At 37.2% G+C, this 26,351-nt stretch carries 22 protein-coding genes; 16 read left to right on the top strand and 6 right to left on the bottom strand.

Going from position 1 to position 26,351, the window contains the following annotated elements:
* The 3 genes from KKG99_13520 to KKG99_13510 form a co-directional block, all read right to left on the bottom strand.
* Positions 1 to 1,303: hypothetical protein (locus tag KKG99_13520; GenBank protein MBU1014014.1), on the bottom strand; the 1,303-nt coding region annotated here is incomplete at its 3' end.
* A gap of 98 nt (positions 1,304 to 1,401) precedes the next feature.
* Positions 1,402 to 2,196, bottom strand: a complete 795-nt coding sequence (locus KKG99_13515; protein MBU1014013.1) for a LytTR family DNA-binding domain-containing protein — start codon at positions 2,194 to 2,196, stop codon at positions 1,402 to 1,404.
* 863 nt (positions 2,197 to 3,059) lie between these two features.
* Positions 3,060 to 3,197, bottom strand: coding sequence for a hypothetical protein (locus KKG99_13510; GenBank protein ID MBU1014012.1), 138 nt, complete (start codon positions 3,195 to 3,197; stop codon positions 3,060 to 3,062).
* A 10-nt stretch (positions 3,198 to 3,207) separates the two neighbouring features.
* Here KKG99_13510 and KKG99_13505 point away from each other — a divergent pair, with 10 nt between their 5' ends.
* Positions 3,208 to 3,402 carry a hypothetical protein gene (locus KKG99_13505; protein ID MBU1014011.1) on the top strand — a complete coding sequence of 65 codons (195 nt, stop codon included), beginning with the start codon at positions 3,208 to 3,210 and terminating at the stop codon, positions 3,400 to 3,402.
* A 546-nt stretch (positions 3,403 to 3,948) separates the two neighbouring features.
* On the opposite strand, the gene KKG99_13500 is transcribed toward KKG99_13505, so the two are convergent.
* The gene (locus KKG99_13500; GenBank protein MBU1014010.1) at positions 3,949 to 6,756 is read right to left on the bottom strand and encodes an insulinase family protein; all 2,808 of its coding nucleotides are present in this window, start codon (positions 6,754 to 6,756) and stop codon (positions 3,949 to 3,951) included.
* A gap of 377 nt (positions 6,757 to 7,133) precedes the next feature.
* On the opposite strand from KKG99_13500, the gene KKG99_13495 reads away from it, so the two are divergent.
* From KKG99_13495 to mscL, 15 genes are all read left to right on the top strand, one after another.
* Complete coding sequence (locus tag KKG99_13495) at positions 7,134 to 9,233, top strand: hypothetical protein (protein ID MBU1014009.1); 2,100 nt, start codon at positions 7,134 to 7,136, stop codon at positions 9,231 to 9,233.
* A gap of 13 nt (positions 9,234 to 9,246) precedes the next feature.
* Positions 9,247 to 11,106: a hypothetical protein gene (locus KKG99_13490; GenBank protein ID MBU1014008.1), complete on the top strand. Its 1,860-nt coding sequence runs from the start codon at positions 9,247 to 9,249 to the stop codon at positions 11,104 to 11,106.
* A gap of 560 nt (positions 11,107 to 11,666) precedes the next feature.
* Positions 11,667 to 14,048 carry a penicillin acylase family protein gene (locus KKG99_13485; protein MBU1014007.1) on the top strand — a complete coding sequence of 794 codons (2,382 nt, stop codon included), beginning with the start codon at positions 11,667 to 11,669 and terminating at the stop codon, positions 14,046 to 14,048.
* 133 nt (positions 14,049 to 14,181) lie between these two features.
* Entirely contained in the window at positions 14,182 to 14,298 is a 117-nt protein-coding gene (locus KKG99_13480) for a virulence RhuM family protein (protein MBU1014006.1), read from the top strand.
* Between the two features lie 104 nt (positions 14,299 to 14,402).
* Complete coding sequence (locus KKG99_13475) at positions 14,403 to 14,753, top strand: DUF2200 domain-containing protein (protein ID MBU1014005.1); 351 nt, start codon at positions 14,403 to 14,405, stop codon at positions 14,751 to 14,753.
* A 109-nt stretch (positions 14,754 to 14,862) separates the two neighbouring features.
* Positions 14,863 to 15,345, top strand: coding sequence for a radical SAM-associated putative lipoprotein (locus KKG99_13470; GenBank protein ID MBU1014004.1), 483 nt, complete (start codon positions 14,863 to 14,865; stop codon positions 15,343 to 15,345).
* 46 nt (positions 15,346 to 15,391) lie between these two features.
* Complete coding sequence (locus KKG99_13465; protein MBU1014003.1) at positions 15,392 to 15,871, top strand: radical SAM-associated putative lipoprotein; 480 nt, start codon at positions 15,392 to 15,394, stop codon at positions 15,869 to 15,871.
* 50 nt (positions 15,872 to 15,921) lie between these two features.
* Positions 15,922 to 16,371: a radical SAM-associated putative lipoprotein gene (locus KKG99_13460; GenBank protein MBU1014002.1), complete on the top strand. Its 450-nt coding sequence runs from the start codon at positions 15,922 to 15,924 to the stop codon at positions 16,369 to 16,371.
* Entirely contained in the window at positions 16,371 to 17,468 is a 1,098-nt protein-coding gene (locus KKG99_13455; protein ID MBU1014001.1) for a TIGR04133 family radical SAM/SPASM protein, read from the top strand. Before KKG99_13460 ends, KKG99_13455 begins: the two co-directional genes overlap by 1 nt.
* Before the next feature lie 422 nt (positions 17,469 to 17,890).
* Positions 17,891 to 18,340: a sister chromatid cohesion protein PDS5 gene (locus KKG99_13450; protein MBU1014000.1), complete on the top strand. Its 450-nt coding sequence runs from the start codon at positions 17,891 to 17,893 to the stop codon at positions 18,338 to 18,340.
* A gap of 123 nt (positions 18,341 to 18,463) precedes the next feature.
* Positions 18,464 to 18,646: a hypothetical protein gene (locus KKG99_13445; protein ID MBU1013999.1), complete on the top strand. Its 183-nt coding sequence runs from the start codon at positions 18,464 to 18,466 to the stop codon at positions 18,644 to 18,646.
* A 73-nt stretch (positions 18,647 to 18,719) separates the two neighbouring features.
* A complete protein-coding gene (locus KKG99_13440) occupies positions 18,720 to 19,130 on the top strand; it encodes a hypothetical protein (GenBank protein ID MBU1013998.1) in 411 nt (136 codons plus the stop codon).
* A 131-nt stretch (positions 19,131 to 19,261) separates the two neighbouring features.
* A complete protein-coding gene (locus KKG99_13435; GenBank protein ID MBU1013997.1) occupies positions 19,262 to 19,789 on the top strand; it encodes a hypothetical protein in 528 nt (175 codons plus the stop codon).
* A 118-nt stretch (positions 19,790 to 19,907) separates the two neighbouring features.
* Positions 19,908 to 20,945: an inorganic phosphate transporter gene (locus KKG99_13430; GenBank protein ID MBU1013996.1), complete on the top strand. Its 1,038-nt coding sequence runs from the start codon at positions 19,908 to 19,910 to the stop codon at positions 20,943 to 20,945.
* Positions 20,946 to 21,066: 121 nt separating this feature from the next.
* The gene (mscL, locus tag KKG99_13425; protein MBU1013995.1) at positions 21,067 to 21,492 is read left to right on the top strand and encodes a large-conductance mechanosensitive channel protein MscL; all 426 of its coding nucleotides are present in this window, start codon (positions 21,067 to 21,069) and stop codon (positions 21,490 to 21,492) included.
* A gap of 218 nt (positions 21,493 to 21,710) precedes the next feature.
* On the opposite strand, the gene KKG99_13420 is transcribed toward mscL, so the two are convergent.
* A complete protein-coding gene (locus KKG99_13420; GenBank protein ID MBU1013994.1) occupies positions 21,711 to 24,215 on the bottom strand; it encodes a prolyl oligopeptidase family serine peptidase in 2,505 nt (834 codons plus the stop codon).
* Between the two features lie 59 nt (positions 24,216 to 24,274).
* Positions 24,275 to 26,092, bottom strand: a complete 1,818-nt coding sequence (locus KKG99_13415; protein ID MBU1013993.1) for a sulfatase-like hydrolase/transferase — start codon at positions 26,090 to 26,092, stop codon at positions 24,275 to 24,277.
* Between the last annotated feature and the right edge of the window lie 259 nt (positions 26,093 to 26,351).

Here is a 26,351-nt window from a genome sequence, read left to right as displayed (position 1 = left end):
TTTCATCATCTTTATTAAAATATTGATAATATACTCTGGTTCCCAAATCTAAAGTAAACATCACTTTTATTTCTGCAGATAGATTATATTCAGTAATTGAATAAGTTGATCTGTTTGCTAATTTATTTTCAGCATTATTAATTATAATATCTTTTCCAGATTCTACCTTATATAACATTTCACTATTAAAAAAAACTTCTCGCTTTATAGTGTCAAGCAGTAAATTCGAATAAAAACATATGCCTTCGTGTAAACTGGCAAATACATAAGTTTTATTTTTTAACTGACGGATGAAATCAATATTTTTGAAATTAAGGTAATTTGTGTTTTTAAAAATGATGTTGTTCTTTAATAAAAAAAATGAAAATCCATCCGTGGCCCACATCCCTTCATCCTCACTTTTACTTAAAATAGAGATGGTCTTACCTTCAAAATTAGAATTACCGTAAAATTTTATAAGGTCAAAGTCGGTAATAATTTTATAAACTCCATTACTCATGGAGGTTATCCAAATATTTCCATCAGCATCCTCCATAATAGATTGCGCCTGTTTAATATCTATTTGATCAAACATCACTTTATCTTTGAAACAAAACACCCCTTTGTCCATTGTTGCAATCCATATTATTCCATTCTTTGCAATCAGCACTGAAGCAACTCTCACCGTCCCCAAATGGATATTAATTTTTTCCAGAATTTCTGTATCCTTAAACAGTATTAATTCTTCTTCATCGTTGAACAAAAGATATTCATACTCCTTATTAGTACATAATCTATTGGTATTTTGAATCTTTTTTATTTGCTTAGTATCAGTATGAAAATTATCCAATGATAATAAATATTGGTTAGTCCAAAGCAGAAATTCTCCTTCTTCTGATTTATTGAAATGCAGTAGGTCTGTTCCTGTCAAATTCTCATTATACAAACTTATTTTTAACACATCTTGATTAGGATGGATAATACAAAAATTATATTGACTATCATATAGATAGATTGTAGAGTCATTGTCTTCGAAAAAATCACGAATAAAAAATGGCAACGCTACCTTCTTTAAAAGCTCAGAATTTTTATTACTGTAAAGTTTATTCTGATAATAATAATTAGCTGTTCCAAATAGATTGAAGAACCAAATCCTACCTGACTTATCCTGTTTAATTCGGATAATTTCATTCTGATCCAAACCATCATCGACATTAAAATGTAGAAATTCTTTACCATCGAATCTGACCACTCCGTCATCTGTGGCGAACCAAATAAAATTATCTCTATCTAGAAAGGAATAATAAATTGTATTAGTAGGCATTCCTTCACGAATTGTATAATTTTTAATTAAAGGGCTTTGCCCAAACAAATAATTTACACAAGTAATAAAAAGAATGAAAATAAAAAAACATCTGGCCACTAAACTATACTTTTTGAGAAGTAATTTATTAATTGTTTGAATTCGTTGATCCTTCGTCTGGATATCGATAGTTTGGTATTGTCATCAATGATAGCAAAACTTCCTTGGTAATTTGAATAGCCCTTTAGGTAGTTCATATTTATAATGAAAGATTTATGTATCCTAAAAAACACAGGTTGATCTAAAATCTTACCAAATTCACCCAACGATTTAGTAGACACAATTTTATCAAGCCCGGATAAATGTATGATGGTATAGTTACCATCAGCCTCCAGATATCGAATTAATTTTACCTCTAAAATTCTAAATCCGGATTGTTCAAAAATCGTAATTTTATCAGTATGTAAAGAAGAATCCTTTAACTGAAGTCTTAAATTGTTTAAAGATTCATTATATAATTGCTTAACTTCTTCTTTATTTTTTCTTAGGACAAGGTAGGAAATTGCTTTATTGACGGATACCTGTAAATCTTCTGAGTTGATGGGTTTTAGCAAATAAGCAATCGCATTTGCTTTAATTGCCTTCAGTGCGAATTCTTGGTATGCTGTCGTAAAGATAACTGCATAATCTTCTGCTGAAATTGTATTTAAAAAAGCAAAACCATCTTCACCTGGCATCTTAATATCCAAAAAGATCAGATCAACTTTATTTTCAGCCAATAATTGTCTGCCAACCTTTGCTGAGTTGGCAATGCCACATAGCATGACATTAGGGCAATTTTGCTTTAACATTATTTCTAATGCCTCGCAAAGATTGCGCTCGTCGTCAATTATAATAGCCTGATATGTGTCCATTATAACAAAGATATTATATTTAATCAAAAATACTTATGTACTGTGTGAATTGCCAACATTAATGATTAAATGGAGGGTTGAAAGTAATCAAAGGTTAAATGTGAAATTCGTTACTAATGGGTTACTTCAAATTTTATTACTCCAAATCCATCTATCCTTATTTTACTCCCTTAAAAGGAACAAATAATATCCGGATGGTGTAATAAAACCTTAAGCAAATTTATTCCCCCTCCCCCTTGCAATATTTTTTACTATTTAGCCTGCTCTTTGGCTAACACACCGTAAACCATAAAAAAGACTTGCAATTCATCCCCACTTCGCTTTTTGGAGGTTTATGGTTTGATTAATGGTTCATTCTGTTCATTTCCGTAAATCGACTCTGTTTCATTTTCATTGACTCTGGTTTGATCGACCAGATTTTTAGTACACAGTAATTGCATTAATTGGCGGAATTATTTCTACCATCGTCTTGAATATTCTTAGGGCTAAATTCCCGAAAATCTTCAGGCCGATTACATCTGGTAAAAAGGGAGATTCTCCTAATTAAGTCCGTATTAACTCCTAGTGAACAGGATTCAAATTCTTTCAATCTATTGTACAAATTTTGAGTATTAAATAATGTATTAATTAAAAATCTTTTTATCATGAGAACAATTTCAAAATGGATCCTTGGTGGATTTTCCGGCAAAGTTGGCACTGTTGTATGCACCAGCATCTTCTGAATTGACGTCATGCGGTTTAATCAAGCAAATATTGGGAACCCAGTTGAGCTAAGGCTGTAACAATAAATCAGATAAGAATTCGGCGGCGGTTGCACAACCGTCGTTTCATAACAAGCAGGCTTTGCCTGCGGGCATCGCTTATTAAAGCAAAAAAATCAACTTCCCGGCTTTAACCAGGCTGCCAATCATTTCACGATTGATGACATCAGCTACAACCTTAATGGCAATATCCGGCAACTTTGGCGCAATAGCGAAAACACCGGAACCAAAGATCCTCAAAATTATGCTTATGGATTTATCGACAAACTCGGTTATTTCCGAAGCGGAAGGCAGATTAAAAAAGGCTTTATCTCAATCGACCTTATTAAATTCCCAAGAAGACCTTTTTGCGACAAAAAGCGAAGGAATTGCGCTAAGCGATCCCGAAGCGTTCCTTCTATCGTGTACAAAAAAACAAAAAAATTTTCATCCACGAACCGGATAATAAATAACCCATAGCGGCTGGGGTCGCGGGGTTTTGGCGCAGATTAGGGCTTCTTGGGAATTTTATAAAGTCTTGACTTTTTCGTCCTTTTGTGTCAAGACAAAAGGACATCATAGATCACAGGGATGGCGTCCCGACTCGCTCTTGGCGAGTTCGGGAAGCCATCCCTGTTAAGCTGAGGCTGTAATAATAAAACAGATAAGGGTTCGGCGGCGGTTGCACCGCCGTCGTTCTATAACAAGCAGGCTTTGTTTGCGGGCATCGCTAGTTAAAGCAAAAAAATCAACTTCCCGGCTCAAGCGGGGCTATCGGGATTCCTGCCTGTACTGCTGTTTAGGCAGGCAGGCGTTCATCTTACAGATTTCAATTCACTATCCCGCATTAACTGCGGGACAGACTGTTTTTGAAATCTGAGTTTCACAAAAAAAGAGGCTACCTATTGATTTAGATAGCCTCCTTGTACAAATTTTAATTGTCAGATATTATTTGTTCGGTTTCATAATAATTTCAACTTCTTTTTGCTTTTTCAACAATGAAAGTTCGCTATTACAAAGGTCTCATCACCACTTCCAACACATTACCTTGTGTCAGTACTTTTTTTGCATAGTCGTGTACAGACTTGGTAGTCAATGCCTTTATTTTTTCTTCATAACCGGTAAGTATGTTTAGGCCATCGTAGTAATAGGCAAAAAGTGTTGTATTCCACCAGCCATTTTCTTTCATATTTTCCTGTATTTTTTTCAGGAAAAACTCTTTAGCTTTGTTCAAATCATCTTCGGAAGGTCCATTTTCTGCAATCTTTTGAATTTCCTTATGTACAATATCTTTTAGCATATCGGCTTTCAAAGGATCGGTGTCGAAATTAACGATCAACCTGAAAGATTTTTCCGGTAATCGTGAAACAGAACTATTAACGGCAATCGAATAGGTGCCGCCTTGTTCTTCCCGGATAGTTTCTGTATAACGAAGCTTGAGTACGTGCTCTAATACGCTCCATTTTATCCGATCATCGAAGGTGAAATCCGATTTGCCTGTCAACGCAACATAAACTGAAGTTCTCGGTGTTTTATTTTCCTTTTTAAAATCATTGATCACCTTGCCTTTAGGCGGGTTTGCACCATGATTAATACTTTTTTCATTTCGTTTAACTGTTGGCAGCGATGCAAGGTATTTTTCAACCAGAGGTTTAATTTCATCGGGGTTTATTTTTCCTACCAGTTGAAGTGTGAAGTTCCCCGGATCAGAGAACCGATCGGTGTATATAGATTTGATTCTTTCAAACGAAACTTTTTCTAATGATTTGGAATTGACGGGTATATTTCTTGGACTATGATTTTTCAGCATCACATTGATGGTATCGAAATATGCTTTTCGAGGATCAGCATCTGCATTTTGATAGTTCGCCTTCTGCCTGTCCATAAAGGTTTTAAACTCGTTGTCATTCCACCGCGGACTGGTAAAATAAAGGTGTATTAGCTGTAACGCTGTTTCCAAATCTTTTGGTGAAGTTTGTCCATTGATGTTTTCAATGTATTCGCCCAAACTAACAGAAACATTCACACGTTTACCTGCAAGCATTTTACTCAGATCGGTTAATGAAAATTCGCCAATTCCCATTTGGGAAACAACTCCGCCAAGAAACATGCCCGACATCACGTCTTCCTGGTTTAATTTTGACAAGCCGCCTTCACTAAAACCACGAATCAGCAGTTCGTCCTCTTTAATATCGGTTGGTTTAAGAATAATTTTCATGCCATTGGAAAGGGTCCATTCCTTGGTTCCAAAATCTTTGTTTTCTTTTGTGGCAGTGATTTTTCCTGCAGGAGGAAGTTTTTCAAGCAGTTTCTTACCGGATAGGTTATCTACATATGCATCAATTTTTGCAGATTTATAATTTGCCAACACATTCTGTATTTCTTTTTCTGTGGGAAGTGTAATATCACTCTTTTCAGGACCGGTTGCAGTTATTATAATATTTTCATCGGTTACATATTTTTTGGCTTCTGCATTAATTTCATCAAGTGTAATCGTGGGGATCATTTCCTTTGCAAACTCATACTCAAATTCTATTCCAGGGCTTGGATTGTTGGTTAGAAAATAGCTCATAATCGGATAGACAATTTCCCGGTTTTTTCTCTTGTCACGATCCATATACCTCGATTCAAGACCTCTGAAATAATTGGCTTTAGCCCTATCAAATTCACCAGCGGTAAAACCATATTGTTTCATTCTTGCCATTTCGGTAAGGAGCGAATTCAACGCCTTTATGCCCTCGTTGGGCTTTGCATAAGCAACACCCATAAATGCATCCTTGGCTCTGGTAAAACCAGTATAAAAGCACATGGCACCCATAAATGGAGCATTATCCGTGCGCGACAATTCACTCATTCGCTGTCCAAACATTGAATTGATGAAGTTTCTGAGATACTGAAGCCTCATATACCCGATGTTCTTATCTTCATCTTTAATATTATTGTGTTTGAAATATATCCTTACTTCAGTGTTGGTTGCCTCCTTGTCGCTTGCGATGCCAATTAGAACTTCCTTGTTATCGGGAATTAAAAAAGATTCTTTTAGTGCCGAGTTTTCAACTTTCGGGATTGTGTTGAATTGTTTTTTCACTTTCAACTCCATGGCATCAACATCAAAATCACCGACCAGAATCAGTGCCTGTAAATCGGGACGATACCATTTGTTGTAGAAATTCCTAATCGTTTCGTACTTAAAATGATTAATAACAGCAGTATCTCCAATTACATTTCGATTGGCATATTTTGAACCTTTATATATGATTGGTGCCAGTTTATTATTAATCCTTTCAGAAGCAGATCCGTACATACGCCATTCTTCGCGAATCACGCCACGCTCAAGATCAATTTCCTGATCCTCAAACGAGATGTAATGTGCCCAATCATGCAAAATCAACAAGGCGGTGTCGATTATTCCTTCCCTTGTTAAAGGTACACTCGATAGCATGTACATGGTTTGTTCAACACCGGTTCCAGCATTCACATTTTCTCCAAATTTCACTCCTATCTTTTCGAGGTAGTCTAATATCCCTTTTTTAGGAAAATTTTTAGTGCCATTAAATGCCATGTGCTCGGTAAAATGGGCCAGGCCATTCTGATTATCATCTTCCTGAATGGCACCAACATTGGTGACTATGTAAAACTCACCTCTATTTTCAGGTAATTTATTAGGAACAAGATAATACTTCATCCCATTATCAAGAACTCCTGTCCTGATTTTAGGATCAAGCTTTACGGGTGCAGAAAGATCGTATTTCTGACCATAACCAGAAACCGTAAAAATTAATAAAAACACTACGATTAAATTGAATAGCTTTCTTTTCATTTTCATAATTATTAGAATTAGGTTAAAAAATATTGGGGAGACTATCTTGCTTTGCTTAATTTATTCCTGAAATCAAATTTAAAAATAAAACCAATCTCTCCTCAGCATTTAACAGGTTTAATTAATTTTTTATAATTTTTTAACTTATGGATGAATCAACATCTATTTATACTTCAAATCACTAATAACCTAATCGTACCATAATGCAAAAATTGCAATCAATCTGTTCGGCTCAGGCTTCGCCTCAATATCACATCTATATTTCAAGCATCTGTGCTTATCGATAAATCTGCTCTTTACGTCTATTTTATTTAATTATCACTTAGTTTTTTACTAGGTTTATGTATTCTATTCTTAAACCAAACTAAAACCCAATTATGAAACTTTTCTTTGCCAACAAAAAGACAATTTGCCTGACATTTGGTCTTTTAATCATGTCCGGCTTCGGGGTAAACCTTTATTCACAGAAAGTCCCAATCGATTTCAACAGCTTTCATGGATATACAAAAACCCAAACTTATCTTAAAGAGGTTGCAAAAAAATATCCCAATATCACGCAATTGGTTGAGATTGGCCGGAGTAATTTTGACCGTCCCATCAGTTTGCTGATTATCTCAAATCAGAAAACGGGAAATACCATCGACCAATTTGTTGAACTCCGCAATACGCGAAAAGAGGGCATAAACAATGTTCCGAAAATGACATCTGATTTGGGTAAGCCGGGCTTCTGGATTTCGGGAGCAACCCATGGTAACGAATATACGGGTACAGAGGTCAGCCTTTACATTATTGATAAATTGGTAAGCGGTTATGGCAATGATGAAAACATCACACGGTTGGTCGACGAACAGGCTTTCTATATCTGTCCCATCGTTAATCCTGATGGCGTTTATAATAGCGTTGAGGTTGGGATTCCGCAACGTTATAATTCAAAATTAAAAGATGATGATAAGGATGGGAAAATTAATGAGGACGGTCCCGATGATTTGAACGGTGACGGATTTTACACCCAATTCCGTTATAAAGATCCCAAAGGTATTTATATCATGGATGACGTTGATCCCCGATTGATGATTCAATTAGGAAAAGATGAAAAAACGACTAAAGAAAGATGGTCGGTGATTCGTGAAGATAAAGACAATGACAATGATGGAAAACGTGGAGAAGATTCAGAATTCGGCATTGACCTGAACCGTAACTTCTCCGAAAAATGGTTTAAAGATGATGGGATGAAAGGCGGACAGGGAGATTATCCTTTCTCGGAACCTGAAACGCGTGCTTTAGCAGAGTTTTTTACTAATCACACTAATATCTTCATGGCTCAGTTTTACCATACCTCAGGTGGTTATACCATCCGCCCATGCGGTACCCAATCGCCCAAAAGTATGCATAAAAATGATGTTGCAGTTTATGATATGGTGATGGGGAAAAAATACCTCGAATTATTAGGGGAAGAAATTCCTAATGCTTATCTGTACCCCGATTCAATTGAATTTTATAAAGAAGAGCTAAAGAAAACCTCGAAAAACAAATATGCAATAGAACGAGGTTACGAATTTACCCGTGGCTGGACCACCAGTTACAATGAAATCTTGGATCAAAATATCCAGTTTGGATTTCAATCAGATTGGGCATTTATGCAATGGGGTGTTTATGCAACCACTACCGAATTATGGAACATCCGCAAAGACATAAAAGGTATCCCCGAGTTTACAGGCGATGATGCCTATATCAAAACCCAACGTGCTATATTAAAATACCAGGACGAAAAGTTCGGAGGAAAATTATTTATCCCATGGAAAAAATACAAACACCCCGAATTGGGCGAAGGAGAAATTGGAGGCTGGATCCCGATGTATGGCAGTAACAATGCATTCCCAGGACAACCATTGATCGATGTATGTGAAACCCATTGGCAATTCGAATTGTTCAGGGCACAGCTCATGCCCAAAGTAGTTATCAAAGAGGCAAGCGCCAGAGTACTTTATTCTGCGAATGCTGCTGAAGCTGAGGCAATGATGAAAGACAATAAGGTCAATATTAAAAAAGGAAAATCGAAAGGAAATTATAAAATTGTGGAAGTAACAGCAACCATTGAAAATATTGGTAAACTTGCCACACAACGTGCCAACGGAGAACAGCTTCCTTTAAACCGCGAAGATGTTGTTTGGCTGATTGGCGATCGGGATAAAGTCACTTTCTTACAAGGAAATGCATATCAAAAAATGGGTGTAATTCAAGGGAAACTTAAAATCCCGGGTTACAGACCCATTCCTCCCCAAGATAATTCACAACAACAAAGATTTTTTGGCATGCCAGCACCAAAAGAACCCAGAGGGGAAACACCTGAAAAGAAAGAAATGGGCTCCACGCGTGAAGTAAAGTGGTTGATTGCCGTTGAAGACAACAGTCCGCTGCAAATCGTAGTGAGTTCACAAAAAGGCGGTACACAAGTAAAATCATTAACCATTAAATAAGGAGGGAAAAATCATGCAAGTAAAATATATTATCGCAAGTATGTTGTTAACAGTCTCTCTTTGTTTAACCGTTAACGCACAGGAAAAAAAACAAACACAGCCCGGTGGCTATCATGGCGAATTGGATTTTGTAATGAGCTGGAAGCATTATTATTCCTACAATGATTGGACCAAGATCATGCACGATATGCAAAAGAAATATCCAAACCTGGCCAGCATCGAAAGTATCGGGAAATCAAGAATGGGAAGAGATCAGTACTTACTTACCATCACGGCCAAAAAAACCGGAAAGGATACCGAAAAACCTGCCATGTGGGTTGATGGTGCGATTCACGGAAATGAAGTAAACGGGATCATGTGCTCACTTTATACAGCCTGGTATTTACTTACCCGTTACGAATACGATCCCTACGTTTATGAAATGTTGAATAGAACCACTTTTTATATCCTGCCCGGATTGAATGTTGACGCGAATGCATCGTATGTCGAGTTCCCGAATACCGAAAATAACCCACGCGAAACTTACCGCCCTGAAGACAATGATGGTGATGGTTTGTACGATGAGGACCAAACAGAAGATGTGGACGGTGATGGTGAATTAACCACCATGTACAAAGAAGATCCGAATGGGATGTTCAAACTTTCAATCGATGGACGCCGTTTTGAAATGATAACCGATAAAGCTGAAAAGGTAATGCGATTTAACCGTATCGGTTCCGAAGGTTTTGATAACGATGGCGATGGAAGCATCAACGAAGATGATTTGGGCGGGCCTGATCCTAACCGGAATTTTCCTTCCGATTGGAATTTACAAGCCGGAAATCCTTATCCCATGTCGGAACCTGAAACCCGCAATGTTTTTGAATTTCAGCTGGCACATCCCAATATTTTTGCCAGTTTCCATTTTCATAATACCGGTAGGTTGATCATGTTTTCAAGACCACCACAAGCCAGAGATAGCAGAACTCCGGAACAAGTGGCACAGGCAAAAACCCGACTCGACCAACAATTGGCCGAACGCCGTAAAGAGAATAAATATGCTCAGGCTTTCGATTACCAGTTTCAAAAAGGATATGAAACCGACATGGAAACCCAAACCAAGATTGTCGAGATGGGAGCGCGCATCCTGAAAAACTATCGTCCCACTCCTTCCGGAGGTCAGGGACAAGCACAAGCCAGCTCATACGAGATGCTGGGCAATTATGCTTACCTCATCGAACTGTGGGGTTCTCCTGTATTTGCTGCCGATAAAAACGATGATGGCCGAATTACGGACGAAGAGTACGTTGAATTTGTAGATATAGAATTGAACGGTGAAGGCTGGATCAATCCTTATCAATTCAATCATCCTGATCTGGGCGAAATATGGATGGGTGGTAGTTTAAAAAAACATATCGGACGCACCCCACCTGCCCGTTACATCGAAATGGAAGCCGAAAAAAATGCCCAGTTCGTGATGTATTGCGCAAGCCAATTTCCGAAGGTTGAAATTGAAAGTATTGAAGTAACCCCTGCGGTTCATAACCTTTTATGGGTGGATGTTATCGTAAAAAACGATAAGGTTTATCCAACGGTTTCCGACCGAACGATAAAACTGGGGGATTATGTAAAGGACAAGATTTTCTTTAATGCTTCCGGAAATATCGAGTTGCTGGAAATCTCGGATGGAAATACAACAATTTCAACCAACACCAGTTCGGCAAAAGCCAAAAGCTCCGGGACAAAAGAAACGGAATTTTTATTGAGAGGTGAAGATTCGCTTAGAATCCGTTATCTGGTAAAAACCAATGGTGCCGCCGGGTGGATTGAGTTTAATACCGAATCGGTGAATGGCGGAAAAGATAATAAACGCATTGAAATAGACTCTAAGTAGGAATAGATATTAGATATTAGATATTAGACGTTAGATTCTAGACAGCTTTTTCTTGTTACTAGTTACTAGTTACTGGTTACTGGTTACTGGTTACTGGTTACTTTTTAATTGTTACTTGAAACTTGAAACTCGAAACTCGAAACTTGAAACTTGAAACTCGAAACTTGAAACTTGAAACTTGAAACTCGAAACTCGAAACTCGAAACTTGAAACTTGAATTGTCTTGAGTCTTGTGTCTTGTATCTTTTGCCTTGTTTCTATTATCATACAGATTCACAAAATTAATTTGGTTGATAATTAAGATGGCATCTCAGTTTGGGGTGTCATCTTTTTTTCTTAAGTTTACTGTGAAAATATTTTGTTTTCATTCTCCCCGCTTAAAAGTTTAAATCATGAGATATGATTGAAATATTTAGGATATACATAAACAAACAAAGGCTGTGATATATAAACCTAAATGGAGGGATAAAGTTCAGTTTATGGCCTTTTCATTAATTGCCGATTCAAAGAAAAATAAAAATTCGATAAATAATATCATCGAACCACCTAATATTTAGACCATGAGAAAATTTCTATTCTTGTCAGTTTTAATCATTCTTGCTTCCTGCAACTCTTCCACAACTAAGAAGGATGTGATGGGTTTATTTGAACCGGTTGAAATCCTGAGGGATCAATGGGGGATCAATCACATTTATGCCAAAAACCAGCACGACCTCTTTTTTGCCCAGGGATATGCTGCTGCCGAAGACCGGCTTTTCCAATTTGAAGTCTGGAGACGGCAGGCTACAGGAACTGTGGCAGAAATTTTGGGAGAACGTGAGTTAAAAAGGGATATCGGCACACGGCTTTTTAAATTCAGGGGAGATATGAATGAGGAAATGAACCATTATCATCCGGATGGGGTAGATATTATAACTGCCTATGCTGATGGTGTAAATGCCTACATAGATGAAATAAGAGCTAATCCGGAACAACTTCCCATCGAGTTTAAAATGCTGAATATCCTTCCCGAAAAATGGACACCCGAAGTTATAATCTCAAGGCACCAGGGACTACTTGGCAACATTGGTTCTGAACTGCAAATTGGACAGGCCGTTGCCAAATTAGGATCAGAACGTGTAAAAGACCTGTATTGGTTTCATCCCAAGAATCCGATCATCGACCTTGATCCGAAGATCAATAAGGAATTATTAACAGACAATATATTGGAGCTTTACAATGCCTACCGCCGAACCTTACGCTTTAGGTCTGAGGATATTGATTCGGCCTATTTAAATTCTTCAGAAGAAATGGCATTTGCGTTAACTGACGATCCAAAAGAAGATCCCTTGTCGATCGGGAGCAATAATTGGGTAGTGAGTGGTGCCCTGATGGAAGATGGTAACACTTATATGGCCAATGACCCTCATCGCACCATTGCTGTTCCTTCACTTCGGTATATGACCCATTTGGTAGCTCCCGGTTGGAATGTCATCGGCGGAGGGGAACCCGAAATTCCGGGTATCTCAATCGGACATAATGAATATGGGGCATGGGGCTTAACAATTTTCAGTACGGATGGTGAAGACCTCTATGTTTATGATCTGAACCCTGCAAACCTGAAACAATATAGCTACAAAGGCTCATGGGAGGAAATGACCTCAATTAATGAAAACATAAAAATAAAAGGAAAGAATGATGTTAAGGTTGAATTATTGTACACAAGGCACGGCCCGGTTACTTATATTGATTCTTTAAACCACAAAGCCTACGCTATCAGATGTGCATGGCTGGAACCGGGTGGTGCGCCATATCTGGCATCTCTGCGAATGAATCAGGCAAAGAGCTGGGAAGAATTTCGTGCTGCATGCAATTATAGCCATATCCCGGGCGAAAACATGATCTGGGCCGATCCGAAAGGGAATATTGGCTGGCAATCCGTTGGAATTGCGCCTGTTCGAAGAAATTTCAGTGGTCTGGTGCCAGTTCCGGGAGATGGCAGTTATGAGTGGGACGGTTATTTGCCTATCATAGAAAAACCGCATTTGTTGAACCCGGAGAAAGGTTTCTTTGCGACTTCAAATCAATATGTTGTTCCTGATGATTATGAAAATTGGGATGCCATAGGGTTCTCCTGGTCAGATCCTTACCGGGGAGATCGTTCAAATGAAGTACTTGGATCGGGGAAAAAATTTGATATGGAAGATATGAAAGCATTGCAGGTCGATTACTTATCAATTCCTGCCAGAACATTAATTCCTTTACTTGCCAATCTTTCAATGACAGGCACATCATCTGAAGCCAGGGATTTTTTGACAAACTGGGATTACAAACTCGAACCGCAGTCGATTGCAGCCGGTATATATGTGGCTTGGGAAAACAAGATTAAATCACTCGCCCATGACAAATTTATCCCTGAAGATGGAAAGGATGTCATTTCAGGCATCCAACTCACAAAAATTATTGACTGGTTAATGAATCCCGATATCAAATTCGGTCCGAAACCGATATCAGGCAGAGATCAATTTTTAACAGAAGCTTTCAATAATGCAGTTGAATCACTCGAAAAAATGCTTGGTGATGATATGAACAGTTGGCAATACGGTCAGGAAAAGTACAAACATACCTACATGGTTCATCCTTTGGGAGGATTGGTAAACGATGAACTTAAGCTGAAACTGAACCTTGGTCCGCTACCCAGGGGAGGAAACGCCTATACCACAGGCTCTACGGGTGGTGGCAACCGACAAAGTAGCGGTGCCTCTTTCCGTTTAATCGTAAATACAGGAGATTGGGATGCAGCTGTTGGAACAAATGGGCCGGGCCAATCGGGCAATCCTGACAGTCCTTTTTACAGTAATTTATTTGAACCATGGGCCAGGGATCAGTACTTTCCGGTTTATTATTCGTTGGATAAAATAAAAGAAGTAGCTGTAACCAAAACAGTTTTAAATCCTAAATAATGATGGCTTTTTAGCAAAAATAATTTAGAAATTGGATTTATTGTAAGAATGAAAGAAATTGATAAAATTGAGATTGAGTAAATGAAAATCAACGTGCATTGCCCCGATAGGGGCAGCACATCGGTAAAGAGAAATACAGCGGATACAGGTGTTTTATAATCTCGATGCCATAATATCAGTTGGTTATCGCATAAAATCGCATGTTGCAATGAAATTTAGGCACTGGGAAACACAGCATCCGAAATTATGAAAAAACGGGAAGATAGCTCAAAGCAGAAATTGGGGTTAACTTTACCAAATTCTTTACAAATAAGTACCGGCTAAATGGTAAATGTGTAACAATATTTAAGAAATATGGATAACTCAAAAATATTTAAAATGCCATTTGCAAGTGTCTATCCTCATTATATTCAAAAAGCAGTGAAGAAGAGCCGTAGCAAGGAAGAAGTAGATACCATCATTTGTTGGTTAACAGGGTATAATCAAAAAATGTTGCAGCAACAAATCGATAATAAAACCGACTTTGAATCTTTTTTTGCAGAGGCACCACAAATAAATCCCAATGTTTCAAAAATTACGGGAGTCATATGCGGATATCGTGTGGAAGAAATCGAAGACAAACTCATGCAGAAGATCAGATATTTAGACAAGTTGATAGACGAGTTGGCAAAAGGTAAAACAATGGAAAAGATTTTAAGAATGTAGAAAGAATCGTTTATGCAAAAATCAATAGTGTGAAAATCGAATACCGGAAAAATAAAATTGGAAGCAACCTTTTCACCACAAAATGAATCATTGAATAAACATAATTACCATGAAACTAAAATTGATCAAAACGCATAATATAATTATTGCCTTCCTGCTTTCAATTTTAGGGTTTGGAACAGCTTGCTCAAAAGGAGAAGTCAGAGTTGCTTATGGAACGCCAAGTGCAGGATTTAAGATTTATGGCAAAGTCACCTCAGAAGATGGGGAGAGAATACCAGCAATAAGAGTTGTTATGTTGGCTGGTTATACCTATCCTGTTTCTGACACTAGCTTTGCCACCTATACAAATTCAGATACGTGCTATGCAGATTTTTACGGTAATTACCAGGTGAGGCTTACTGATTACAGAGGAACAATGGATTTTAATTTAAGTTTTAAAGATATAGATGGGATCGCTTTAAAATCCTATCAGGCCAAAGACACAATTATTAAATTTGTTGATCCTCAGTTTGAAAATGGAGATGGTTGGTTTGTAGGTGAAGCATCTAAAGAAGTGAATATCGAGCTAAAAAAAGAAGGAGAATTATAGATTATATAAACAATTCTATTACCAGTTAATCTAATCATGAATTAAAATGAAACAGTTTACCCAGAAGCAATACAATTTATTTATTGCATTTCTTTTGACCATTTTAGGATTCGGAACTGCCTGCTCAAAAGAAGAGGTCAGTCCTGGTTACGGAACTCCAAGTGCAGGATTCAGGATTTATGGTAAGGTCACTTCAGAAGATGGGGTGAGAATACCAGCCATCAGGGTTATTATGTCGGCTGATTATTCCTATCCAATTTCTGACACAAGCTTTGCCACCTATACAAATTCAGATACAAGCATTGCAGATTATTATGGTAATTATCAGGTGAGACTTATGGATGATAGAGGCAAAATGGATTATAATTTAAAATTTGAGGATACAGATGGGTTAGCTTTAAAATCCTATCAAACCAAAGATACAATCATTAAGTTTGTTGATCCGAAGTTTGAGAATGGAGGTGCATGGTATGTAGGTGAGGCATCTAAAGAAGTAAACATCAAGCTAAAAAAAGAAGGAGAATAATATATTGTACAGGCAGTTTAACAACCTATAAACCTAATTAATGCATTAAAATGAAACAATTTACCCTAAAGAAATACAATTTATTTATTGCATTTCTTTTATCCATTTTAGGATTTGGAGCATCTTGTACTAAATTCAAGATTTCACCAGGAATTGAATATGGAAGTCCACACGCAACTTTTAAAGTTTACGGAAAGGTTACTTCTGAAAATGGCATTAATATACCCGCAATTAGGGTTATTATGAAATCTGAACAAATCTATCCATTGCCGGATACGGTCATTTCTGATTATTACGGGAATTATGAAGTACGTATTGCCGATTTTCCAAGTGATCATAATTATACCTTAGAATTTAAAGATATTGACGGTAGTGCTCATGGAAGCTATCAGGCAAAAGACACAACCGTTAAATTCATTAACCCCGTATTTGAAGGAGGAGAAAGTTGGTATAAAGGCGAAACTTCCAAAGAAATGAACATCAAACTGAAAGAAGAATAATGAGTTTAAAACTCTCACTGCGTAAAAAAATCGCACTGGAACTTTTCAAAAAGTACCGGAACAATGCAAAAAAAACCCATCAACTGAGTTATATTTTTTGGGAATGCACGCTTAGGTGCAACCTCAACTGTTTGCATTGTGGCAGCGATTGCACCAAAGATGCGATGGTTAAAGACATGCCCATTAAAGATTTTATCGGAGCCATTGATGACATTAAAAGCATCGTTGAACCGAACAATACCATGATCGTTTTTACCGGAGGTGAACCACTTTTGCGAAAAGACCTGGAAGTTTGCGGGAAACAATTATACGACCGGGGTTTTCCCTGGGGGATGGTTTCAAACGGGCTTCATCTTACACCGGGCCGGATCAACTCTTTACTGGAAGCAGGGCTAAGGTCGGTTACCATCAGTCTGGATGGCCTGGAAGAATCGCATAATTGGCTGAGGGGCAATCCACATAGTTTTGAAAAAGCAGTCAATGCAATCGGGCTCCTGGCAAAAATCCCCGACCTGAGATTCGATGTGGTGACCTGTGTAAATCAAAAAAACTTTCATGAACTGGGAAAAATAAAAGAACTGCTCCTTTCAAAAGGGTTAAAAGAGTGGCGCATATTTACCGTTTTTCCTATCGGAAGAGCTAAAGAATATGAAGAATTGCAATTAAATCCGGTTCAGTTTAAGCAACTTTTCGATTTCATGGCAGCCGAACGTAAAAAGGGAGACATTAAGCTTAATTATGGCTGTGAAGGATTTTTAGGTGCTTATGAGGCCGAAGTCAGGGATAGTCTGTTCTTTTGCAGGGCCGGTATCAATATTGCTTCCGTACTTATCGATGGTTCCATTTCAGCCTGCCCGAATTTAAGGGCCAATTTTATTCAGGGGAATATCTATCAAGATAGCTTTAAAGATACCTGGGAAAACAAATACGCCAAATTCAGGGATCGAAGCTGGACAAGGACCGGTGAATGCGCCGATTGTGAATTTTTTAAATACTGTGAAGGAAACGGCATGCACCTTCGCAATGAAGAAAATGGGGATTTACTGTTTTGTCATTACAAGCGGATTAAAGAGGGAGAAAACCTCAGTATAAAATAGAATTATTGTCATTTGCCTGAAATTCCTGTTACACAGGTATATAAGTGGTATTTAAATTGATACTTCTCCCTTCTTAACTTTTGACTTCTCCCATCTCAACTTTTGACTTCTCCCATTTCTACTTTTGACTTCTCCCATTTCTGCTTTTGACTTCTCCCATTTATATTTTTGAGAAGTCTCAATGATAATTTACTCAAATAACTTTCCTACCGATCACCTTACATTAATCAAAAACCATTTAATAAAGGCATCATAATTTTTTATATATTTGACTTTCTCCCCGTTTAAAAATTTAAATCATGATGAATGATTAAAAATTTTATAAATAAAATTATACGAAACATGAATGATACATGCGAATACGGGATGTATTGTTCTGTAAACATGAATATATATAATAGTTAGGCAACATAAATAAAACTATGACAGATACCAATACTTCAATGTACAGATCTGAAGTAATAGAGAAAGCGATCAATATTGAATGGATAATAAATTCAATAATTTCACAACATTACTTTAATCGTGTAGACATGAAATTCTTACTTGATTTTTTGTATGACGAATATTGTAGTTTCGCTTTAAAAAGAAGAGTTTTATTAAAAATTGTCAATGACTTTGATCCGAAAATGGAAAGTCATCTGAATAGATTAATGAATATTAGAAATTACTTTGCTCATTGTAATCAGGAGATATTTGATGCTGGAGAAACTTTGACACAAGAATCTAAAGGTAAAATTCTCGATCCAAAGAAACCTGAAAGAGAAATTGACTTTGAAAAACTTCACAAGGAATTCATTTCAATTGAGACATTGGTTTCGAAATATTTATTTGAAATCTACCAAAGAAAAGGAGGTCAATTTGATAAATAAATATACGTTGCCTAACAAAGAACTGAGCTGAAATCCAAACAATTTTACCGGCCATTGAAACACCCAAATGTTTAAAAAATTAATTATCTTAGATTCCTTTTTAAACCTAAATAAAACAATCGTATGAAAAAAGAAATTCACAACAATGCTTCCTCCGGAGCTGTTTACGGACTGGGATTTATCGGTGCTGCCATTTATTTCATTTCAACTGCCGCTGGTTTTTGGATGGGTGTGCTTGGTTTCCTTAAAGCAATAGTTTGGCCGGCCTTTATGGTTTACGAAGCTTTTAAGTATATGGGAATGTAGAACCATTCATCCATATGTTTCCATTCACGATTTTCACCACTTACCTATATTAACCCGTAAAAAAACCACAAATATGGACCGTACCGATTTTATTAAAAAAGCCGGTTGTGGGATGATTGGCCTCACAGCGGCTCCATTTCTTGTCAATAGTGCTATTGCTCAGGAACAGGATCAACCTAAAAAACGAAAACGATTTAAAATCGAAATCGAAATTTATGAAGCCCGGGAAGATACCTGGTGCCATAAAAAGGGCGACAAATTTGAATATCCGGCCGATTTTGGTAAAATTTGCCCCTGGCTTCGCTCGAGTTTGAACGATTTTTTAAGATTGTTGGAAAACGATGTAACCCTTACCTGGAAATACGAAGGGACACCCTACGAAAAACTGATTAATCAGGATGGGATTACAACCGAATATGTAAGATGTCCCGATCCAACTTCTGATTTAGTGGCTAAGATCACACGCACAGAAATCACGGCTTAAGGCTGAGATTAAGGTAAAGAAGTATATTGATCTTTCCGGTTTAATTAAATTTTTGCCGAAACACATATGCAACGCAACCATATGTTGTAATTTTACATCTATGATATATTATTAACCAATTTATCATTACAATGCAAAAGTCATCCTATTTAATAATTGCCGGATTAATTACCCTGTTTTTTATTGCTGCATGTGAAAAAAAAGCGTCAGACGAGGATCAAATCATTTCAGGAAGGCTTATTTCCAATTCCGAATGTAAAAGTTTAAAATCGAACTACTTGACTTCAAGCACACCGGATAGTATATCAAGTGTCGAGTATAATTACAGCGCATCCAACAATAAACTAATGCTTAAACATATCAATGCTGGTTTCAATTGTTGTCCTGGAATTTTAACCTGTGTTTTTAGATTGAATGCTGATACCATTATCATTCAGGAATATGAGGAAGCTGCTCAGTGTCATTGTGATTGTTTATATGATTTAGAAATCGAAATAGATGGCGTTAAAACCAAAAAATATCAGATTAAATTCATAGAACCTTATGCAACAAATCTGGCACCATTAATTTTTGAATTGGATCTGACATCTAATATTAGCGGATCCTATAGTGTGGTCAGAAAACAATATCCATGGGGAATTAGTAATACTACAGAATAATATTTGCCAAATTTATTTTTTCCCGGCTCTAAAGTCTCATTCATTTTTTATCTTAATTTAGTATGAATAATCAATCAAAATATTTTGATTGATTATTCATACTATAATTGACAAAATGATTTCTCCACTTTTCAGCCATCTTTTAATTCCCTTCATTATTGCTATGTTTTTGGCTATTACCATGGGTGGAAGTGGAACTGGACCTTCCTTTTCAGCTGCTTATGGGGCAAACATTATCCGTAAAAGTTTAATCCCCGGTCTATTTGGGATCATGGTTTTTTTAGGAGCCATTATTGCAGGTAAGGAAACCGCAAACACAATGGGAAAAGATCTTTTGGCACCCGAGATGATGACCATGACAATTGTTTCAATAATATTGTTTTCTGTTGCCATCTCTCTTTTAATTGCAAATTTAGCCGGAGTACCTCAATCTACGAGTCAGTCTACAGTGTTAGCTGTCGTAGCCCCGGCAATTTACTTTAACAGTTTAAATAATGCGAAATTATTATTTGAAATAATCCCTGCATGGTTCATCCTGCCCATTATTTCATTTTTTATCAGTTTATTTTTAGGCAGATACATTTATCGCCCCATGCGCAGAAGGGGTTTAACCATGTCGAGGGCGCAAAATGAGAACATGAAACCCATTTGGGATGCCTTGATTTTAATCATGTCCTTGTATGTTGCATTCGCAATTGGAGCAAACAATGTTGCCAATGCTGCCGGCCCGATCGCATCCATGACAGCAAATGAACTTAACATCTCGATCGATAAAAATTTTACATTGATCATGATTATTTCCACTCTGATCGTTGCCCCAAGTTTTGGGATCGGAAGCTCTGTTTTCGGTAACAAAATTTTACAAAATACCGGAAAAGAAATTGTGCTTTTTGGTAAATTTGAAGCGGTTATCATTGCCTTTGTTTCAGCCAGTTTATTACTACTTGCCTCAATTGTAAATGGCATTCCTTCATCTTTAGTTCAGGTAAATGTTGCAGCAATATTAGGCATTGGGGTGGCTAAGTTAGGCACAAAGAATATTTTTAGAAAAACACAGGTAAAAAGGTTCTTTCTGATGTGGATTATCTCACCTACGATAGCATTTTCTCTCTCCTTATTATTAACCTTTCTTGCTGATAAATTTGGGTACCTTTAAGATTCATGCTTTATGGAAACAAATAGCTGAAGTATTTTCAGAATCGGTTCAACCCAAACTATTTATTAAATCAATTATTTAATTATATTCGTTCTATATTATTCACCAAATAATTAAAAACATGGACGAATTCAAAAAATTTATCAGTAAAGGCAACGTGATCGAGATAGCCGTTGGTTTGATCATGGCTACCTATTTCGGCGCAATTGTTAAGTCGTTGGTTAACGATATCCTGATGCCCCCTATTGGGATATTGTTAGGAGGAATTGATTTTTCAGCCTTTAAAATTGTTATTCAACCGGGGGTGGCCGAATCGGTTAAAGGTGCCGGTGACAGCATTGCAGAGGTAGCAATTTATTATGGCGTTTTCATTAATACAATAATCACTTTTCTGATTGTTTCATTTGCCATTTTCTTACTTGTTAAGGTTTATAACAAGATGAAAGAGAAAATGGAGAAGAAAGCAGCAGAAGCACCGACAATACCTCCGGCACCTACCAAAGAAGAAGTACTACTGACCGAAATCCGTGATTTATTAAAGAAATAAAAATATAAATGTGCTTAAAAAATGGATGTCTGAAAAGACAGATTGATTTGGAACTTGTCACATCGAGACGTTCGTTGAGCGTTGTCGAAACGAGTCGAGATGTATGGTTACCAATCGAAACAAGATTTCGACACATTTCGACTTCGCTCAATGTTCAGCTCAATCTGACCAGCTATTAAGTCTTCTCAAACATCCACTTTTATACATCATTTTCCAGTTTACAAATTCTTCTCCGGATATAAATTGTTCCATTGTTCCGGTTGATTCTTCAACTTTTTATCAAACCACGAAATGATGGTATAATGCCATTTGATGCGTTTTTTGTAATCCAAAATATGGTGGTCCTGACCATCAACTAAAACCATTTCAACATCCTTTCCCAACACATTTAAGGCTGCATAAAATTGCAAACTTTCGCCAACTGGCACATTGGTATCACTGTTTCCATGCAGTAAGAGTATCGAATTCCGGAATTTATCCGCATTATATAGCGGACTGTTTCCCACATAAATATCCTTACGGTTCCAGGGATAACTGTTTTTTGTGGCCCCTGCACTGTATGAATATCCCCAATAACCTTCGCCCCAGTAACTGGTAATAGAACTGATTCCGGCATGCGAAATGGCAGTTTTAAAAATATCGGTTCTGGTTTGTAGCAACATGGTTGTATAACCACCATAAGAAGCTCCAATACAACCTACATTGGAAGCATCAGCTGATGGATGTGATTTCAGGAATGCTTTCGTTCCGTCAATAATATCATCGATGGCATCAAAACCCCATCCATTTACATGTAAGGCTGAAAAATCCTGTCCGAAACCTGTAGCTCCACTGGGTTGCAACAGATAAACAATATAACCGTTAGCTGCCCAGTTATTCAAAGGATAACGCCCACCGAATGAACGTTCAACAGGAGAAGTTCCACCATAATAATTAACAATCACAGGGTATTTTTTATTTTGGTCGTAGTTTGGCGGATAATAAACCCGGCCATAAATGGTTGTTCCGCTTTTATTTACAAAATTCCAATCTTCGGTTTTGCCATATTTCACCTCTGCAAAGCGTTCTTTTGAAGGATCAGACAACAAAGTGCTCTTACCCTTCTTTAAATCTAATGCGTAAAGTTTATTGGGAGTTGAAATACTGGTTCCTGTATATACTGCCACTGGTTTACTGTAAGCAATATCAATATTGCCCAATACCTCAACCGATAACGGAATCTGCGTAAATGTTTTTGTTTTCAGATCGTATTTATACAAATTTTGATAGTCTTTTTCGGCTACATCTAAATATATTTCATTGGCATTGTTCCAATAAGCCGAATTGATTGCCGGATCAAAATTTTTCGTAATCGGTTCTACGCTCTTTGTTTGCAAATCATAAAGGTATAATTGCCCATCGTAACTGTTTGGGATTCTTCCTTCACTCACATTTACCCCAATATTTCCAAAACATTCCGGAGCTCCCAGTACCAATAATTTTGATCCATCAGGAGAATAAGTGCAGTTCCCACCATAAAGTTTGTTTTCCCAAATCGTAGTTAAATTCATGGTTTTCATATCCATTTCATAAAGAGTTTGCTTTGAGAAAGGAACTTCATTATAATCCATTCGGGAGGTCGAGAACAGAATTTTTGAACCATCAGCTTTGATATCGTGTAAATAAGCAGAAAAATTCCCTGCAGTTAATTGGGTGACATTTCCTGTTTTTATGTCAATTTTATGCAAGAATGAACGATTCCTGTAATAGGGCAATCGATCATCTGATCCAAAAACTCGCTTTAAATCGCCCGGTTTTTCTGCAGAGATATTATCCGAATAAATAATAAAATCTTCGGTTGGCGACCAGGTAAAACCCGAAATATTCGTGATGTCTTTCGCGATGGAGGTTTCCTCCGAACTGGCAATGTCATAAACAAACAGTTCTGATTTTTCATCAAAATTAACCGTATAACTTAATCGATCTGTTCGAGGCAACCAGCTTACATTCGCAATATCCTTATTCCTTATAGTTGTGATGTTTTTTTGGTTTTCAAGATCATAAATTTCTGAATAGCTTTTACTCTTCCCACTTCCATGCGCAACTTCCGAATAACGAATCAAGACATATTTGCCCGATGGGGAAATTTTAGCAGAAGAAACTGTTTTTGCTTCCAAAACATCATTGATATTATAGAGTCTTTCGGAATTTAAACTCGTACTTGCAACTCCTTCGGAATATTCAAAATTAGCAACAAGCTTCATAACCTCTTTCGAAGCCAGGGCCTTTAGCCTGATCTGATGATTTCCAGTTTGCAGTTCAAGTTCGATCTTATTACTTCTTAAATCTGAACTGCTACTTGTTTTGATCAGTTCATTATCCAGATAAAGTTCGTAAGCAGCGTTCAAACTAAGGTTTAACGATCCTTTCATCCATCGATCGACAAATAAATAGCTTTGGAGAACAAGTAAATCATTCTCTGCCTTCTGGTTCAAAACGATACTGTCGGCAGCAATTTCGATATTTGTCCAGCTTAAAGATTTGTTCGTAAAGTCAATTTGGGTTTTGTTAAGCAAATCTGCTACTTTGAAAGTTTTACCATCCACACTTTTTACTTCTGCAAAAGCGGGCATAGTTATTTGTTGGGGATTGGTAATCATCCACTTTTTCAATTCTATGGTTTTTTGAGACCATAAAAATTGAGTCGTGATTGTCAGAATAAGAATTAAGCTAAGTTTTTTCATTGTTTGTATGGTTTAATAAATGATGAGGTTTTAAGTCTATAATATTGGGTTAAATAATACTACTTGTTGCTGAAATCGTCGTGTAATACCTGCATGAATGCCTTGGGAAAATTCGGATCAAAAGGTTTCCCATCATTTGCCGGATTCAAAACAAAATTACGGATCCCCTGATCAAAATAGTAATTCCCTTCGGAGGTTACATAACCCCAGCCTGTATCAAGTATATAAAAGGCATGTGGATTAGATATAAAGAAATCGTTCGAAAACTTTGCTGAATCTGTTTCCCAGCCAAGTTGATGAATCAGGGTTGTTCCAAAATCGGTTTGCTGGCAGATCGTTTCAATTTTTTGCAACGAATCAACCACTCCTCCGGTCCAGATTAATGGAATCAGGTGTGATGCAGGTTCTGTTATATTCGTTGGTCCAGGCACCAAACTTCCGTGATCGGATGTTACAATGAACAAAGTATTTTTCCAGTGCGGTGATTTCCTGAATTCATCGATAAATACCCCCAAACAACTGTCGGTATAGGCCACTGAATTCAGATATTTTTCATTGTTTGAAATCCCTGTGAATTTCGAGTACGGTACATCATAAGGCGGATGACTGCTAATGGTATAAATGGTTTTCATGAAAGGTTCCTGCTCGCTCTTCAGGTCTTCCAGGGCTCGTTCAAAAACAAAGCTATCAGGAACTCCCCATTTCGACATTCTTCCCAATTCGGCCGGAAAATCAGATTTAGTGGTTAATTTTCCGTATTTCCCCTGCAGTACGAAGGTTTTTAGATTGTAAAAATTTATATCACCTCCATAATAGAAAGATGTGCGGTAGTTTTTTCTATTGAAATATTCCGGAAGCAAAGTCAAGCTTTGTGATTTTTCGGGATAAACCATGATAGAAGTAGTCAGCAATGATGGGTAGCCCCCAAGAAGAGCAGAAATACCACGATCGGAACGGTTGCCCGCAGCATAAAAATTTGTGAATACGATACTTGTATTACACAGAGAATTCAGGGTTGGTGTAATATCCTGCAATCCACCTAAAGGAGCGATTACTTTATTCGAGAAACTCTCCAGAATTATCAGGATGACATTGGGTTGTTTTTCAGGATCAAGTCTGATTAGTTGCGGTCTGGTAATAACGGTGTCGTTTTTTACAAACTCTTCAAAAAACCGGATACTTTCTTCCTCTGACATATAAATACATGGATTAGAAAGCCGATCTCTCTTCTCAACAGATTTGGCAAAATTCCATAAAAAGTTAGTTGCAGCCTGATTGACGTATAATTTCGAACTAAAAGCCACCGAACTCAAGTTCAAAGGTGATGTGTCCAGCCCTCCACGCATTGGGATAATTAAACTTGCTACCAGAAATAATTGAATCAAAGCAGCAGTCAGGTTTATTTTGCCCTCCGGGAATAAGCCGGATGTAAACATCTTTCGATACAGGAAAAGAAAACCGGCTATAAACCCGGCTATAATAAACAATCCCAATAATACAATCGAAAGGGTTAACGATGACTGCAAGGCAACGGAATCTTTGAGGTAATTGAAAATGGTCACATTAACACGGGTGCCCCAGTGCGGATACAGCCCTAGATCCGGAACGATAAGCATAGCAGTGATGAAAAGAAACAATAAAGTGTAAAACCACATAAATCGATTGAGGAACCTTGAGGATATTATTGTTCGGAATACGACCAACAGCCCCGGAATTATCAAAAGATAACAGGCCGTTGATACATCCATTATTAATCCGTATCCAAATATCCCAACTATTTCGCCAAATGACAAGTGTTTCGATTGATCAAAATTGTATAGTATGAACAGGATTTTAGCCAGCCAGAATATCGCTATCCAGTATATGAAATATTTCAATAGCTGTTTGTTGAATATCAATAATGACTTCATCCTGTTATATCCTGTTATGATGTGTAAAGGTTTACAAAGATATAAAAACTGTATTTCGGCTGACCCATCCTTGCATTTAATTGAGTCAACATAGAAATGGAGTTTGAGAATCTGGTTTTATCACGCGGATCTTGATTTAAATGATATATCAACAAATATTCATCTGAGGTAACTAATCAGTGTCAAGAATTAGCGGTTGTGAAGATATCTTCTTAGTGATTCTTAG

The organism is Bacteroidota bacterium, from assembly GCA_018816945.1.
Taxonomy (GTDB): domain Bacteria; phylum Bacteroidota; class Bacteroidia; order Bacteroidales.
The sequence above is the reverse complement of the archived record's forward strand: the minus strand, read 5'-3'. Positions and strand labels throughout refer to the sequence as shown.

Excerpts from the sequence above, each read along its gene's own strand:
- KKG99_13515 (MBU1014013.1), bottom strand. The coding sequence starts at position 2,196 with ATGGACACATATCAGGCTATTATAATTGACGACGAGCGCAATCTTTGC.
- KKG99_13505 (MBU1014011.1), top strand. The coding sequence starts at position 3,208 with ATGGATTTATCGACAAACTCGGTTATTTCCGAAGCGGAAGGCAGATTA.
- KKG99_13500 (MBU1014010.1), bottom strand. The coding sequence starts at position 6,756 with ATGAAAAGAAAGCTATTCAATTTAATCGTAGTGTTTTTATTAATTTTT.
- KKG99_13495 (MBU1014009.1), top strand. The coding sequence starts at position 7,134 with ATGAAACTTTTCTTTGCCAACAAAAAGACAATTTGCCTGACATTTGGT.
- KKG99_13490 (MBU1014008.1), top strand. The coding sequence starts at position 9,247 with ATGCAAGTAAAATATATTATCGCAAGTATGTTGTTAACAGTCTCTCTT.
- KKG99_13485 (MBU1014007.1), top strand. The coding sequence starts at position 11,667 with ATGAGAAAATTTCTATTCTTGTCAGTTTTAATCATTCTTGCTTCCTGC.
- KKG99_13475 (MBU1014005.1), top strand. The coding sequence starts at position 14,403 with ATGGATAACTCAAAAATATTTAAAATGCCATTTGCAAGTGTCTATCCT.
- KKG99_13470 (MBU1014004.1), top strand. The coding sequence starts at position 14,863 with ATGAAACTAAAATTGATCAAAACGCATAATATAATTATTGCCTTCCTG.
- KKG99_13465 (MBU1014003.1), top strand. The coding sequence starts at position 15,392 with ATGAAACAGTTTACCCAGAAGCAATACAATTTATTTATTGCATTTCTT.
- KKG99_13460 (MBU1014002.1), top strand. The coding sequence starts at position 15,922 with ATGAAACAATTTACCCTAAAGAAATACAATTTATTTATTGCATTTCTT.
- KKG99_13455 (MBU1014001.1), top strand. The coding sequence starts at position 16,371 with ATGAGTTTAAAACTCTCACTGCGTAAAAAAATCGCACTGGAACTTTTC.
- KKG99_13450 (MBU1014000.1), top strand. The coding sequence starts at position 17,891 with ATGACAGATACCAATACTTCAATGTACAGATCTGAAGTAATAGAGAAA.
- KKG99_13445 (MBU1013999.1), top strand. The coding sequence starts at position 18,464 with ATGAAAAAAGAAATTCACAACAATGCTTCCTCCGGAGCTGTTTACGGA.
- KKG99_13440 (MBU1013998.1), top strand. The coding sequence starts at position 18,720 with ATGGACCGTACCGATTTTATTAAAAAAGCCGGTTGTGGGATGATTGGC.
- KKG99_13435 (MBU1013997.1), top strand. The coding sequence starts at position 19,262 with ATGCAAAAGTCATCCTATTTAATAATTGCCGGATTAATTACCCTGTTT.
- mscL (MBU1013995.1), top strand. The coding sequence starts at position 21,067 with ATGGACGAATTCAAAAAATTTATCAGTAAAGGCAACGTGATCGAGATA.
- KKG99_13420 (MBU1013994.1), bottom strand. The coding sequence starts at position 24,215 with ATGAAAAAACTTAGCTTAATTCTTATTCTGACAATCACGACTCAATTT.